A 14,193-nucleotide genomic window follows, 5' to 3' on the forward strand; every position below is an offset into this window, starting at 1 on the left:
CGGTTGAAGACAGGGACTGTTTAAGCGTCGTATTCTTTTTCATGGACTCGCCCTCGCTGCCGTTGGCTTCTTAGACTGCCACCGTGGCGCATTGACGCCTCGGCGTGGGCGAGTCCATCCAATTACAGGGGGGGGATGTAATTTTCGGAAGGTCAGAAACGCAAAAACCCGCTTTCGCGGGTTTCTGTGAAATTCAAGGCCGTAACCTTGAATTTGAATTGGTGCCCAGAAGAAGACTCGAACTTCCACGACCTTGCGGTCACCAGCACCTGAAGCTGGCGTGTCTACCAATTTCACCATCTGGGCATTCATCTTCAGCGTTGCCGCTGTTGATGTGGCGCACTATACGGAGCGTGTTTTGATCTGTAAACCCCTGATTTTAAAATTAATAAATCAGAGCTCCAGAATGCAAAAAACCCGCTTTCGCGGGTTTTTGTGTGAGCCTTGAAATTGATCTAATCTCAAGCTCGAAATTGGTGCCCAGAAGAAGACTCGAACTTCCACGACCTTGCGGTCACCAGCACCTGAAGCTGGCGTGTCTACCAATTTCACCATCTGGGCAGTATCGGCAACGTCTCCGTCGTCGATGGCGCGCACTATACGGAGCGTCTTTTTAACTGTAAACCCCCAGGCTCAAAAAAACCTGGAAAATTTCGCCAGCGGTCTTCAAAACAGCTTTGCGGTGTCGATATGGGGCTTTAGATGGGGTGTCTTAGCCTGAAATTTCCCGTTTCATTACGCCTATGCCAAACTAACCCGTATATAGACAAGGTGAAAACTCTCTAATGGCCGATTGGCAGTCCCTCGATCCCGAGGCCGCTCGTGAAGCGGAAAAATACGAAAACCCTATTCCTAGCCGCGAACTGATCCTTCAGCACCTTGCTGATCGGGGTTCGCCTGCTAACCGCGAGCAGCTGGTCGAAGAGTTTGGTCTGACCACAGAAGACCAGATCGAAGCCCTGCGCCGCCGCCTGCGCGCCATGGAGCGCGATGCTCAACTCATCTATACCCGTCGCGGCACGTATGCGCCGGTGGACAAGCTTGACCTGATCCTGGGCCGCATCAGCGGTCACCGTGACGGTTTCGGCTTCCTGGTGCCGGACGACGGCAGCGACGACCTGTTCATGAGCCCGGCGCAAATGCGTCTGGTGTTCGACGGTGACCGTGCGCTGGCCCGAGTGTCTGGCCTGGATCGTCGCGGTCGCCGCGAAGGCATGATCGTCGAAGTGGTGTCCCGCGCTCACGAAACCATCGTCGGCCGCTACTTCGAAGAGGGCGGCATCGGTTTTGTAGTTGCCGACAATCCGAAGATCCAGCAAGAAGTGCTGGTGACGCCGGGTCGTAACGCCAATGCACAGGTAGGTCAGTTCGTCGAAGTGAAGATCACTCACTGGCCGACACCACGCTTCCAGCCGCAAGGTGACGTGGTCGAAGTCGTGGGCAACTACATGGCGCCGGGCATGGAGATTGATGTCGCCCTGCGCACCTACGACATTCCTCACGTCTGGCCTGACGCCGTACTCAAGGAAGCCGCCAAGCTCAAGCCGGAAGTCGAAGAGAAAGACAAAGAGAAGCGCATCGACCTGCGCCATCTGCCGTTCGTCACCATCGACGGCGAAGATGCTCGCGACTTCGATGACGCGGTCTACTGCGAAGCCCGTCCGGGCAAGCTGCGCCTGTTCTCCGGCGGCTGGAAGTTGTACGTGGCGATTGCCGACGTTTCCAGCTACGTGAAACTCGGTTCGGCGCTGGACGCCGAAGCCCAGGTTCGCGGCAACTCGGTGTACTTCCCTGAGCGCGTGATCCCTATGCTGCCTGAGCAGCTGTCCAACGGTCTGTGCTCGCTGAATCCGCAAGTCGATCGCCTGGCCATGGTTTGCGAGATGACCATCTCCAAATCCGGCGAAATGACTGACTACTGCTTCTACGAAGCGGTGATCCACTCCCATGCCCGCCTGACCTACAACAAAGTCAGCGCGATGCTGGAAACGCCGAAAGCCACCGAAGGGCGCAAACTGCGTGGCGAATACACCGACGTGGTGCCGCACCTCAAACAGTTGTACTCGCTGTACAAGGTGTTGCTGGCGGCCCGTCACGTGCGTGGTGCGATCGATTTCGAAACTCAGGAAACCCGGATCATCTTCGGTTCCGAGCGCAAGATCGCCGAAATCCGTCCGACCGTGCGCAACGATGCGCACAAGCTGATCGAGGAATGCATGCTGGCGGCCAACGTGGCCACCGCCGAATTCCTGAAAAAGCACGAAATCCCGGCGCTGTACCGCGTTCACGATGGTCCGCCACCGGAGCGTCTGGAAAAACTGCGCGCGTTCCTCGGTGAGCTCGGTCTTTCCTTGCACAAAGGCAAGGACGGCCCGTCGCCGAAGGATTACCAGGCATTGCTGGCTGGTATCAAGGATCGTCCGGATTTCCACCTGATCCAGACCGTCATGCTGCGTTCGTTGAGCCAGGCGGTGTACAGCGCTGATAACCAGGGCCACTTCGGCCTGAATTACGAGGCGTACACCCACTTCACCTCGCCGATCCGCCGCTACCCGGACTTGCTCACGCATCGGGCGATCCGCAGCGTGATCCATTCGAAGCAGGACACCCCGCACGTTCGCCGTGCTGGTGCGATGACCATTCCGAAGGCGCGCATCTATCCGTACGACGAAGCGGCCCTGGAACAGCTCGGCGAGCAGTGCTCGATGAGCGAGCGCCGTGCCGACGAAGCGACCCGCGACGTAGTGAACTGGCTCAAGTGTGAGTTCATGAAAGACCGCGTGGGCGAATCGTTCCCGGGTGTGATCACCGCAGTAACCGGTTTTGGCCTGTTCGTCGAGCTGACCGACATCTACGTCGAAGGCCTGGTGCACGTCACTGCGCTGCCGGGCGATTACTACCACTTCGATCCTGTGCACCACCGCTTGGCCGGTGAGCGTACCGGCCGCAGCTTCCGCCTTGGCGATACCGTAGAAGTGCGGGTCATGCGCGTCGATCTCGACGAGCGCAAGATCGACTTCGAGATGGCTGAAAACACCATCAACGCGCCAATCGGTCGCAAGAAGCGTGGCGCCGAAACTGCGGCACCTGCCTCCAAGTCCGCCGCAGAACCGGCGCCGGCGAAAACCGGTCGTCGTCCTGCAAAGGAAAAGACTGCCGAAGCCTATCGCCCAAGCGATGCAGCGGCAAAAAACGCCGAAGTGCGCAAAAGCCGTGAAATGAAGCAGGCGTTGCTCGCCGGTGCGAAAAGCGGCGGTAAAGCGGCGTCTGGGGGAAAGACCAGTCGGTCGGCGGCTGACAACGCTGTCGGCGGCAAGCCAGCCAAACCGAGCAAACATCGTAAAGGCCCGCCAAAAGCGGGCTCGGCCCCAGCCAAAAGCGGCGGGGCGCGTAAACCTAAGGCCAAGTCATGAGTCAGTTGGAAAAGATCTACGGCGTGCATGCTGTAGAAGCGTTGCTGCGCCACCACCCGAAACGCGTCAAGCAGATCTGGCTGGCCGAAGGTCGCAGTGATCCGCGGGTTCAGACCCTGATCGAACTGGCCAACGAAAATCGTGTTCAGGTCGGCCAGGCCGAGCGTCGCGAAATGGATGCCTGGGTCGAAGGCGTGCACCAGGGCGTGGTTGCAGACGTCAGTCCGAGCCAGGTCTGGGGCGAGGCAATGCTCGACGAGCTGCTGGATCGCACCGATGGCGCACCGCTGCTGTTGGTGCTCGACGGCGTGACCGATCCGCACAACCTCGGCGCCTGCCTGCGCTCTGCCGATGCGGCAGGTGCGCTGGCGGTGATTGTGCCGAAAGACAAGTCAGCAACCCTGACACCGGTTGTACGAAAAGTCGCCTGCGGTGCGGCGGAAGTGATTCCGTTGGTTGCCGTCACCAACCTGGCGCGCACTCTGGAAAAACTCCAGCAGCGCGGTTTGTGGGTAGTGGGCACGGCGGGTGAGGCCGAGGTCAGCATTTATGACCAGGACCTGACCGGCCCGACGATCCTGATCATGGGCGCCGAAGGCAAGGGCATGCGTCGTTTGACCCGCGAGCATTGCGACTACCTGGTGAACCTGCCGATGGCCGGTAGCGTCAGCAGTCTCAACGTTTCCGTGGCGACTGGCGTATGCCTGTTCGAGGCGCAGCGTCAGCGCAGTGCCAAAGCCAAGGCTGCCACCAAGAAGTCCTGATCCAGCCTGTAGGAGCCGGCTTGCTGGCGATTCATGCGCCTCGGTGTGTCTGACATGCCCGGTCGCATGGATCGCCAGCAAGCCGGCTCCTACGGGTGTGTGGTAAATGGTGGCTGTTCAAATAATCACCAATTACCTTGCGCCTCTCTCGCCCCTTCTCTACAATTGCGCCCCTTGCTGTGATGGCAGGCACCTACGTGTCTAGCGTCCGCAAGTCCATAAGTGTCATTCACTCCTTGTCTGACCGCTTTTGAGCGGCAGGCTACAACCCGTAAGGAGCATTCATGCGTCATTACGAAATCATCTTTTTGGTCCACCCGGATCAAAGCGAGCAAGTCGGCGGCATGGTTGAGCGTTACACCAAGCTGATCGAAGAAGACGGCGGCAAAATCCACCGTCTGGAAGATTGGGGCCGTCGTCAACTGGCCTACGCAATCAACAATGTTCACAAGGCTCACTACGTGATGCTGAACGTTGAGTGCACTGGCAAGGCCCTGGCCGAGCTGGAAGACAACTTCCGCTACAACGATGCAGTGATCCGTAACCTGGTCATCCGTCGCGAAGAAGCCGTTACCGGCCAATCCGAGATGCTCAAGGCTGAAGAAAACCGCAGTGAGCGCCGTGAGCGTCGCGACCGTCCTGAGCACGAAGGCGCTGAAAGCGCTGATAGTGATGACAGCGACAACAGCGATAACGCTGACGAGTAATCCACGGACCTTTTAAGGAGCCTATCAAATGGCACGTTTCTTCCGTCGTCGTAAATTCTGCCGCTTCACCGCTGAAGACGTGAAAGAGATCGATTACAAAGATCTCAACACTCTGAAAGCTTACGTATCCGAGACCGGCAAAATTGTTCCAAGCCGCATCACCGGTACCAAAGCTCGTTATCAGCGTCAGCTGGCCACCGCTATCAAGCGCGCCCGCTTCCTGGCCCTGCTGGCCTACACCGACAGCCACGGCCGCTGAGACCGGGCAGTCGACACGTAGCAAAGGATTGAATGCATGCGTGCCATAGCTGAGTTCATCATGCGCGGCCGTATGCAGGCCACTCTTGTAGTGGCTGGATGCGCGGCATTGCCGTTGTTGTATTGGTTGGGTGCTGCCGCTGGATGCCTTGTGCTCCTGCGGCGCGGATTGAAGGACGCCATAGGCGTTCTTGCTCTGGGAATGCTGCCGGCCTTGGCCTGGTGGCTCTACTCCGACGACCCACGGGCACTTCTGGTGCTGCTGGGGTCTGCGAGCCTTGCGTTGGTTTTGCGCGCAAGCGAGTCCTGGAACCGCGTGCTGCTGGTCAGCATAGCGATGGGAGTGGTGTTTTCAGTGGTGCTGGGGACGGCTTTTGGTCCCCAGATCGAGATGCTGGCGCAGGCTTTGATCAAAGTCATGCCGTCGCTACTCGGTGATGTCTACCAGAAGTTGTCGGTAGACGAGCAAGCGCGTTTCGCGTCCCTGATTGCACCAGTCCTGACCGGCCTGATTGCGGCCTTGTTGCAAATCGTCAGTGTGCTGAGCCTGCTTGCCGGGCGCTACTGGCAGGCGTTGTTGTACAACCCGGGCGGTTTTGGTCGCGAGTTTCGCGCCATCCGCTTCCCGCTTTTGCCGGCGATGTTACTGCTGGCGTGCATGCTTCTGGGGCCGAATCTCGGTTCGCAGATGGCCATGTTGACGCCGTTGTGCAGTGTACCGCTGATGTTTGCCGGGCTGGCCCTGATTCACGGGCTGGTGGCGCAAAAGCGACTGGCCAGGTTCTGGTTGGTGGGGTTGTACGTCACGCTGTTGCTGTTCATGCAGCTGATCTATCCGTTGCTGGTGGTCCTGGCCATCGTCGACAGCCTGATTGATTTTCGCGGTCGTTCGGCACCGAAAGATGCCGATAGCGCGAACGGTGAAGGTTAAAAGTTAAGAGGATTTTCACATGCAACTGATCCTTCTGGAAAAAGTCACCAACCTGGGCAACCTGGGTGACAAAGTGAACGTTAAGGCTGGTTACGGTCGTAACTACCTGCTGCCTTACGGCAAAGCTACCGCTGCGACCCCAGCCAACCTGGCTGCGTTCGAAGAGCGTCGTGCTGAGCTGGAAAAAGCAGCAGCAGATCGTAAATCGTCGGCTGAAAGCCGCGCTGCCCAACTGGCCGAGCTGGAAGTGACTATCACTGCCACCGCTGGCGACGAAGGCAAGCTGTTCGGTTCGATCGGTACTCACGACATCGCTGACGCACTGACCGCCTCCGGCGTTGAAGTGCAGAAGAGCGAAGTTCGTCTGCCGAACGGCACCATCCGCAACGTAGGCGAATTCGACGTAGCCGTGCACCTGCACGCCGAAGTTGAAGCCACCGTACGCGTTGTTGTGGTAGCAGCTTAAGCAGCACTTGTCGGCTGGCACCCTTGGGTGCTTGCCGGTAACATCGGGCACGATCCTGTTTACAGGTCGTGCCCTTTGTCTTTCTGATTCCTCCAATTTCAAGTGGCCATGAACGATATCTCCGCTCCTGAGCAATACGATCTGCAAACCGCCGCGCTGAAAGTGCCGCCGCATTCCATCGAAGCCGAACAGGCTGTACTCGGTGGTCTGATGCTGGACAACAACGCCTGGGAGCGTGTGCTCGATCAAGTCTCCGACGGCGATTTCTATCGACATGACCACCGCCTGATCTTCCGTGCGATCGCCAAACTGGCCGATCAGAACTCCCCGATTGACGTCGTGACCCTTGCCGAACAACTGGACAAGGAAGGTCAGACGTCTCAAGTGGGTGGCCTCGGTTATCTTGGTGAACTGGCGAAAAACACGCCGTCCGTCGCCAACATCAAGGCCTATGCGCAGATCGTCCGTCAGCGCGCGACGTTGCGCCAACTGATCGGCATCAGCACCGAGATCGCCGACAGCGCCTTCAACCCGGAAGGTCGCACTGCTGAAGAGATCCTCGACGAAGCGGAACGCCAGATCTTCGCGATTGCCGAGGCCCGGCCGAAAACCGGTGGCCCGGTGGGTGTGAATGATTTGCTGACCAAGGCCATCGATCGCATCGACACGCTGTTCAACACAGACAACGCCATTACCGGCCTGTCCACTGGTTACACCGACCTTGATGAAAAGACCAGCGGCCTGCAGCCGGCCGACTTGATCATCGTCGCCGGTCGTCCGTCGATGGGTAAAACCACCTTCGCGATGAACCTGGTGGAAAACGCCGTACTGCGTAGCGACAAAGCTGTTCTGGTGTATTCCCTCGAGATGCCAGGCGAATCGCTGATCATGCGTATGCTGTCGTCCCTCGGTCGGATCGACCAGACCAAGGTGCGCTCCGGTCAGTTGGAAGATGACGACTGGCCGCGCCTGACTTCGGCGGTGAACCTGCTCAATGACCGCAAGCTGTTCATCGACGACACCGCCGGGATCAGCCCGTCGGAAATGCGTGCGCGTACCCGGCGCCTGGCGCGTGAGCACGGTGAGATCGGCCTGATCATGATCGACTACCTTCAGTTGATGCAGATTCCAGGTTCCGGCGGCGACAACCGAACCAACGAGATTTCGGAAATCTCGCGTTCCTTGAAAGCCTTGGCCAAGGAGTTCAACTGCCCGGTGGTGGCGCTGTCCCAGCTCAACCGTTCCCTCGAGCAGCGGCCGAACAAACGGCCGATCAACTCCGACCTCCGGGAATCCGGAGCGATCGAGCAGGACGCCGACGTGATCATGTTCGTTTACCGCGACGAGGTGTATCACCCGGAAACCGAGCACAAAGGCATCGCCGAAATCATTATCGGCAAGCAGCGTAACGGGCCTATCGGCTTTATTCGTCTGGCCTTTATCGGTAAATACACCCGCTTCGAGAACCTGGCACCGGGTAGCTACAATTTCGATGATGACGAGTAAGGTATTTAGTGTCCTGAAAGGCCCCATCGCCGGCAAGCCAGCTCCTACAGGGGGGGCGTCGTACCTGTAGGAGCAAGCTTGCTCGCGATAGGGGCGACGCAATTTCCGACCATAGCCGTCGGAATTGGTCAAAAAATGTGCTATATTCCGCGCCCGCGAAATTCAATGAAAGCCAACACCGGTTATCGACATGCAAGCAGCCAAGCCGTTATTTGACTATCCCAAGTACTGGGCCGAATGTTTCGGGCCAGCGCCGTTCCTGCCCATGAGCAGGGAGGAGATGGATCAGCTCGGCTGGGATTCCTGCGACATCATCATCGTGACCGGTGATGCGTACGTCGACCACCCGTCGTTCGGCATGGCGATCATCGGCCGGCTGCTGGAGTCCCAGGGCTTCCGCGTCGGGATCATCGCCCAGCCTAACTGGCAGTCCAAAGACGACTTCATGAAACTCGGCGAGCCGAACCTGTTCTTCGGCGTCGCGGCCGGCAACATGGATTCGATGATCAACCGCTACACCGCCGACAAAAAAGTCCGCTCCGATGACGCCTACACTCCGGGCGGCATGGCGGGTAAGCGTCCGGACCGCGCCAGCCTGGTTTACAGCCAGCGCTGCAAGGAAGCCTACAAGCACGTGCCAATCGTGCTCGGCGGCATTGAAGCGTCCCTGCGCCGCATTGCACATTACGATTACTGGCAGGACCGGGTTCGCAACTCGATCCTGATCGATGCCTGCGCCGACATCCTGCTTTACGGCAACGCCGAGCGTGCGATTGTTGAAGTCGCCCAGCGCCTGTCGTTCGGTCACAAGATCGAAGACATCACCGACGTGCGCGGCACCGCGTTCATCCGCCGTGATACGCCAAAAGACTGGTACGAAGTCGACTCCACGCGCATCGACCGTCCGGGCAAGATCGACAAGATCATCAACCCGTACGTGAACACCCAGGACACCCAGGCCTGCGCCATCGAGCAGGAAAAAGGTCCGGTTGAAGATCCGCAGGAAGCCAAGGTCGTGCAGATTCTGGCCAGCCCGCGCATGACTCGCGACAAGACCGTGATCCGTTTGCCGTCGGTGGAAAAAGTCCGTGGCGACGCTGTTCTCTACGCCCACGCCAACCGTGTGTTGCACCTGGAAACCAACCCGGGCAACGCCCGTGCGCTGGTGCAGAAGCACGGCGAAGTCGACGTCTGGTTCAACCCGCCGCCGATTCCGATGACCACCGAAGAAATGGACTACGTGTTCGGCATGCCTTACGCGCGCATTCCGCACCCGGCGTACGGCAAGGAGAAAATCCCGGCCTACGACATGATCCGCTTCTCGGTGAACATCATGCGTGGCTGCTTCGGCGGCTGCACTTTCTGCTCGATCACCGAGCATGAAGGCCGGATCATCCAGAACCGTTCCCACGAATCGATCATTCGCGAAATCGAAGAGATTCGCGACAAGGTCCCGGGTTTTACCGGCGTGATCTCCGACCTCGGCGGCCCGACCGCGAACATGTACCGCATCGCCTGCAAGAGCCCGGAAATCGAATCCGCGTGCCGCAAGCCATCCTGCGTGTTCCCCGGTATCTGCCCGAACCTGAACACCGACCACTCGGCGCTGATCCAGTTGTACCGCAGCGCTCGTGAGTTGCCGGGTGTGAAGAAGATCCTGATCGCTTCCGGCCTGCGTTACGACCTCGCGGTCGAGTCGCCGGAGTACGTTAAAGAGCTGGTGACCCACCACGTCGGTGGTTACCTGAAGATCGCCCCGGAACACACCGAGGAAGGTCCGCTCAATCAGATGATGAAACCGGGCATCGGCAGCTATGACAAGTTCAAGCGCATGTTCGAGAAGTACTCCAAGGAAGCGGGCAAGGAGCAGTACCTGATTCCTTACTTCATCGCCGCCCACCCGGGCACCACCGATGAAGACATGATGAACCTGGCGCTGTGGCTCAAGGGCAACGGTTTCCGTGCCGACCAGGTGCAGGCGTTCTACCCGTCGCCGATGGCCACCGCCACCGCGATGTATCACTCGGGCAAGAACCCGCTGCGCAAGGTCACCTACAAGAGTGATTCGGTAACTATCGTCAAGAGCGAAGAGCAGCGTCGTCTGCACAAGGCGTTCTTGCGTTATCACGACCCGAAAGGCTGGCCGATGCTGCGTGAAGCGTTGACCCGCATGGGCCGTGCCGACCTGATCGGGCCGGGCAAGAACCAGTTGATCCCGCTGCATCAGCCGTCCACCGACAGCTACCAGAGCGCTCGTCGCAAGAACTCGACGCCGGCCGGCAGCCACAAGGTTGCAGGGGAAAAGACCACCAAGATCCTGACCCAGCATACCGGCCTGCCACCACGTGCCAGCGATGGCGGCAATCCGTGGGACAAGCGCGAACAGGCCAAGGCGGCGGCGTTTGCCCGCAACCAGCAGGCCGCCAAGGATCGCAAGGACGCCGCCAAGGGCAAAGGCCCCAAGCCGACCCGCAAGCCGGTCGTGCCGCGCTAAACCGCGCTTGAGCTGAACAGAACGCCAACCTTCGGGTTGGCGTTTTGCATTTTCAGGCATAGGAAATGTGTTGAAGCCATAGGCCTCATCGCTGGCAAGCCAGCTCCCACAAGGATCTTCAATGGCCACAGTATTGTGAATGGCAGATAAACCTGTGGGAGCTGGCTTGCCAGCGATGAGGCCGGCTCATTCAACCTTTCAGCAACTGCTCGCCACATTAAGGCGCAACTACCTCAATCCATTTCCTCGCATCGCCCGATTTTGGTGCTGTACTGCCTCCAGTAACCGGAGAAAGCGCCAGCACTGCTGGGTGGCATAAGTTTTGCGCGCTTTCGAATACGCTTAGGGCTCGCAGGAGGCACGCCGTGTCGATTCATGTCGCATTGCACCACGTCACGCATTACCGCTATGACCGCGCTGTCGAGCTCGGCCCGCAGATCGTTCGACTGCGTCCCGCCGCCCACAGCCGCACGCGGATTCTGTCCTATGCGCTGAAGGTCTCGCCCGAGCAGCACTTCATCAACTGGCAGCAAGACCCGCAGGGTAATTACCTGGCGCGGCTGGTGTTCCCGGAGAAAACCGAGGAACTGCGCATCGAGGTCGATCTGCTGGCCGAGATGGCGATCTTCAATCCGTTCGATTTTTTCCTTGAGCCCTACGCAGAAAAAATCCCCTTCGCGTATGCCGCCGATGAGCGCAAGGAATTGGCTCCGTATCTGGAAACCTTGCCGCTGGCGCCGGCGTTCAAGGCCTATCTGGACGGAATCGACCGTACCCCTTTGCCAGCCGTGGATTTCCTCGTCGCGCTCAATCAGCGCCTGAGCGATGACATTGATTACCTGATCCGCATGGAACCGGGCGTGCAAACGCCCGAGTACACCCTCGCGCAGGCGTCCGGTTCCTGCCGCGATTCCGCGTGGCTGTTGGTTCAGTTGCTGCGCAATCTGGGATTGGCGGCGCGTTTCGTCTCCGGTTACCTGATCCAGTTGACCGCCGACGTCAAAAGCCTCGACGGTCCATCGGGTACCGACGTCGATTTCACCGACCTGCATGCCTGGTGCGAAGTCTATTTGCCCGGCGCTGGCTGGATCGGCCTGGATGCGACCTCCGGGTTGTTCGCCGGTGAAGGACATATTCCGTTGGCCTGTAGTCCCGATCCGTCATCGGCGGCACCGATCAGTGGCCTGGTGGAACCTTGCGAGTGCGAATTCAGCCACGAAATGTCCGTAGAGCGGATTTGGGAAGCGCCGCGGGTTACCAAGCCCTACACCGACGAACAATGGCTGGCGATCCAGGCCCTGGGTCGGCAGATCGATGCCGACCTGCTGGAAGGCGATGTGCGCCTGACCATGGGCGGCGAACCGACGTTCGTGTCCATCGATGACCCGGATGGTGCCGAATGGAATACAGCGGCACTGGGGCCGAACAAGCGGCAGCTGTCCGCCGAACTGTTCCAGCGCATGCGTAAGCGTTATGCACCGCAAGGCCTGGTGCATTTCGGTCAGGGCAAATGGTATCCGGGCGAGCAACTGCCGCGCTGGTCGCTCAATTGCTATTGGCGCCGTGATGGCGTGCCGATCTGGCAAAACAATGCGTTGGTCGCCGATGAGCAAGAAGATTACGGCGCCGATGGGGTGCTGGCCGGGCGTTTTCTGGCGAGCGTTGCCGAACGCCTGAAAATTCCGACACGCTTTGTATTCCCGGCCTACGAAGACAATTTCTATTACCTCTGGCGCGAAGGGACGTTGCCGCAGAACGTCAGCGCCGAAGACTCACGCCTGGAAGAACCGCTGGAACGTGCGCGTCTGCGCAAAGTCTTCAGCCAGGGCCTGGACAAGGTCATCGGTCAGGTCTTGCCGCTGGCTCGCACGGCCAAGGGCGATCAATGGCAGAGCGGTCGCTGGTACCTGCGGGACGAGCATTGCCGATTGGTGCCTGGGGATTCTGCGCTGGGCTATCGCTTGCCGTTGGGTTCGCAGCCCTGGGCGAAAGCGGCGGAGTATCCGTTCATTCATCCGCAGGATCCGAATCAGGCATTCCCGCCGCTGCCGGATACGGCGCAACTTCAAAACCAGGGCGCAGCTGCCGAAACTGAAGATCGAGCGCCAAAGATCGATGAGTCGGCAGACTGGCTGACCCGCACCGCGCTGTGTGCCGAAGCCCGGGAAGGGCGGTTGTACTTGTTCATGCCGCCGCTGGAACGGGCCGAGGACTATCTCGAACTCGTCACCGCCATCGAAGCCACCGCCGAAGAACTGCGTTGCCCGGTGTTGCTGGAAGGTTACGAGCCGCCGAGCGATCCAAGATTGGGTAACTTCCGTATCACGCCGGACCCCGGTGTGATCGAGGTCAACGTGCAGCCATCCTCGTCGTGGGATGAATTGGTGGAGCGCACCGAATTTCTCTACGAAGAAGCACGCCAGACCCGCCTGACCACCGAGAAATTCATGATCGACGGCCGGCACACCGGAACCGGTGGCGGTAACCATTTCGTACTGGGTGGCGCGACACCGGCTGACTCTCCGTTTCTGCGTCGTCCGGATTTGCTGCGCAGCCTGATCAGCTACTGGCATAACCATCCGTCCCTTTCCTACCTGTTTTCCGGATTGTTCATCGGCCCGACGTCCCAGGCGCCGCGTGTCGATGAAGCGCGCAACGATGCCTTGTATGAACTGGAAATCGCGTTTGCGCAGATGCCCGAACCGGGCGAGGAGTGTCCGCCATGGTTGGTGGATCGACTGCTGCGCAACCTGCTGATCGATGTCACCGGCAATACTCATCGGGCCGAATTCTGCATCGACAAACTCTACTCGCCGGACGGCGCCACCGGCCGACTCGGGCTGCTGGAGTTGCGCGCTTTTGAAATGCCACCCCATGCGCGCATGAGTCTGGCCCAGCAATTGTTGCTGCGAGCGCTGGTTGCACGATTCTGGCGTGAACCCTACGCGCCGCCGACACTGGCGCGCTGGGGCACGGAGCTGCACGATCGTTTCCTGTTGCCGCACTTTATCGAACAGGATTTCGCCGACGTCATCGTCGAGCTCAACACAGCGGGTTATCCGCTGCGGGCCGAGTGGTTCGCGGCGCACCTTGAGTTCCGCTTTCCCAAGGTCGGCGATTACGCCGTCAGTGGCATCGCGCTGGAGCTGCGTCAGGCGCTTGAACCGTGGCATGTGCTGGGCGAAGAGGGCGCGGTCGGTGGCACGGTGCGTTATGTGGATTCCTCGCTTGAACGTTTGCAGATCAAACTCAGCGGTCTGCCGCCCCAGCGTTATCTGCTGACCTGCAACGGCATTCCCGTGCCCTTGCAACCCACCGGGCGTGTAGGCGAATTCGTAGCTGGAGTGAGATTTCGCGCCTGGCAACCGGCGAACTGTCTGCAACCGACTATTCCGGTGCATGCGCCGTTGGTATTCGACTTGCTCGACACCTGGATGCAGCGTTCGCTGGGTGGTTGCCAGTACCACGTTGCCCATCCGGGGGGACGCAATTACGACAGCCTGCCGGTCAATGCCAACGAGGCCGAGAGCCGCCGTATGGCGCGTTTCTTCCGTATCGGACACACGCCTGGGAAACTTCCTATACCGAATCTGGAAATAAACGACGAGCTACCGATGACTCTCGATTTACGACGTTTCTAAACCGTACGCGACG

At 59.3% G+C, this 14,193-nt stretch carries 9 protein-coding genes and 2 tRNA genes; 9 read left to right on the forward strand and 2 right to left on the reverse strand.

What is annotated here, in order from left to right:
- Positions 1-219: 219 nt before the first annotated feature.
- Positions 220-306 (reverse strand) — tRNA-Leu (locus CKW15_RS14080).
- Positions 307-474: 168 nt separating this feature from the next.
- Positions 475-561 (reverse strand) — tRNA-Leu (locus CKW15_RS14085).
- 224 nt (positions 562-785) lie between these two features.
- Between CKW15_RS14085 and rnr the strand changes: the two genes are divergently transcribed.
- From rnr to CKW15_RS14130, 9 genes are all read left to right on the forward strand, one after another.
- Positions 786-3,413 carry a ribonuclease R gene (gene rnr, locus CKW15_RS14090; RefSeq protein WP_095152255.1) on the forward strand — a complete coding sequence of 876 codons (2,628 nt, stop codon included), beginning with the start codon at positions 786-788 and terminating at the stop codon, positions 3,411-3,413.
- Positions 3,410-4,177, forward strand: coding sequence for a 23S rRNA (guanosine(2251)-2'-O)-methyltransferase RlmB (gene rlmB, locus CKW15_RS14095; protein ID WP_095056359.1), 768 nt, complete (start codon positions 3,410-3,412; stop codon positions 4,175-4,177). The genes rnr and rlmB overlap by 4 nt, the downstream gene beginning before the upstream one ends.
- Before the next feature lie 284 nt (positions 4,178-4,461).
- Positions 4,462-4,884, forward strand: a complete 423-nt coding sequence (gene rpsF, locus CKW15_RS14100) for a 30S ribosomal protein S6 (RefSeq protein ID WP_003217491.1) — start codon at positions 4,462-4,464, stop codon at positions 4,882-4,884.
- Positions 4,885-4,912: 28 nt separating this feature from the next.
- The gene (rpsR, locus tag CKW15_RS14105) at positions 4,913-5,143 is read left to right on the forward strand and encodes a 30S ribosomal protein S18 (RefSeq protein ID WP_002551829.1); all 231 of its coding nucleotides are present in this window, start codon (positions 4,913-4,915) and stop codon (positions 5,141-5,143) included.
- Positions 5,144-5,179: 36 nt separating this feature from the next.
- Positions 5,180-6,073 (forward strand): hypothetical protein, encoded by an 894-nt coding sequence (locus CKW15_RS14110; RefSeq protein ID WP_053153717.1) that lies wholly within the window; start codon positions 5,180-5,182, stop codon positions 6,071-6,073.
- Positions 6,074-6,092: 19 nt separating this feature from the next.
- A complete protein-coding gene (gene rplI, locus CKW15_RS14115) occupies positions 6,093-6,539 on the forward strand; it encodes a 50S ribosomal protein L9 (RefSeq protein ID WP_034149636.1) in 447 nt (148 codons plus the stop codon).
- Between the two features lie 108 nt (positions 6,540-6,647).
- Positions 6,648-8,045, forward strand: a complete 1,398-nt coding sequence (dnaB, locus tag CKW15_RS14120; protein ID WP_095056358.1) for a replicative DNA helicase — start codon at positions 6,648-6,650, stop codon at positions 8,043-8,045.
- A 190-nt stretch (positions 8,046-8,235) separates the two neighbouring features.
- Positions 8,236-10,539 carry a YgiQ family radical SAM protein gene (locus CKW15_RS14125; protein WP_095056357.1) on the forward strand — a complete coding sequence of 768 codons (2,304 nt, stop codon included), beginning with the start codon at positions 8,236-8,238 and terminating at the stop codon, positions 10,537-10,539.
- 365 nt (positions 10,540-10,904) lie between these two features.
- The gene (locus CKW15_RS14130; RefSeq protein ID WP_095152256.1) at positions 10,905-14,180 is read left to right on the forward strand and encodes a DUF2126 domain-containing protein; all 3,276 of its coding nucleotides are present in this window, start codon (positions 10,905-10,907) and stop codon (positions 14,178-14,180) included.
- Positions 14,181-14,193 lie beyond the last annotated feature (13 nt).

The sequence above is a fragment of the Pseudomonas sp. Irchel s3b5 genome, from assembly GCF_900187435.1.
In the GTDB taxonomy this organism is placed as follows: domain Bacteria; phylum Pseudomonadota; class Gammaproteobacteria; order Pseudomonadales; family Pseudomonadaceae; genus Aquipseudomonas.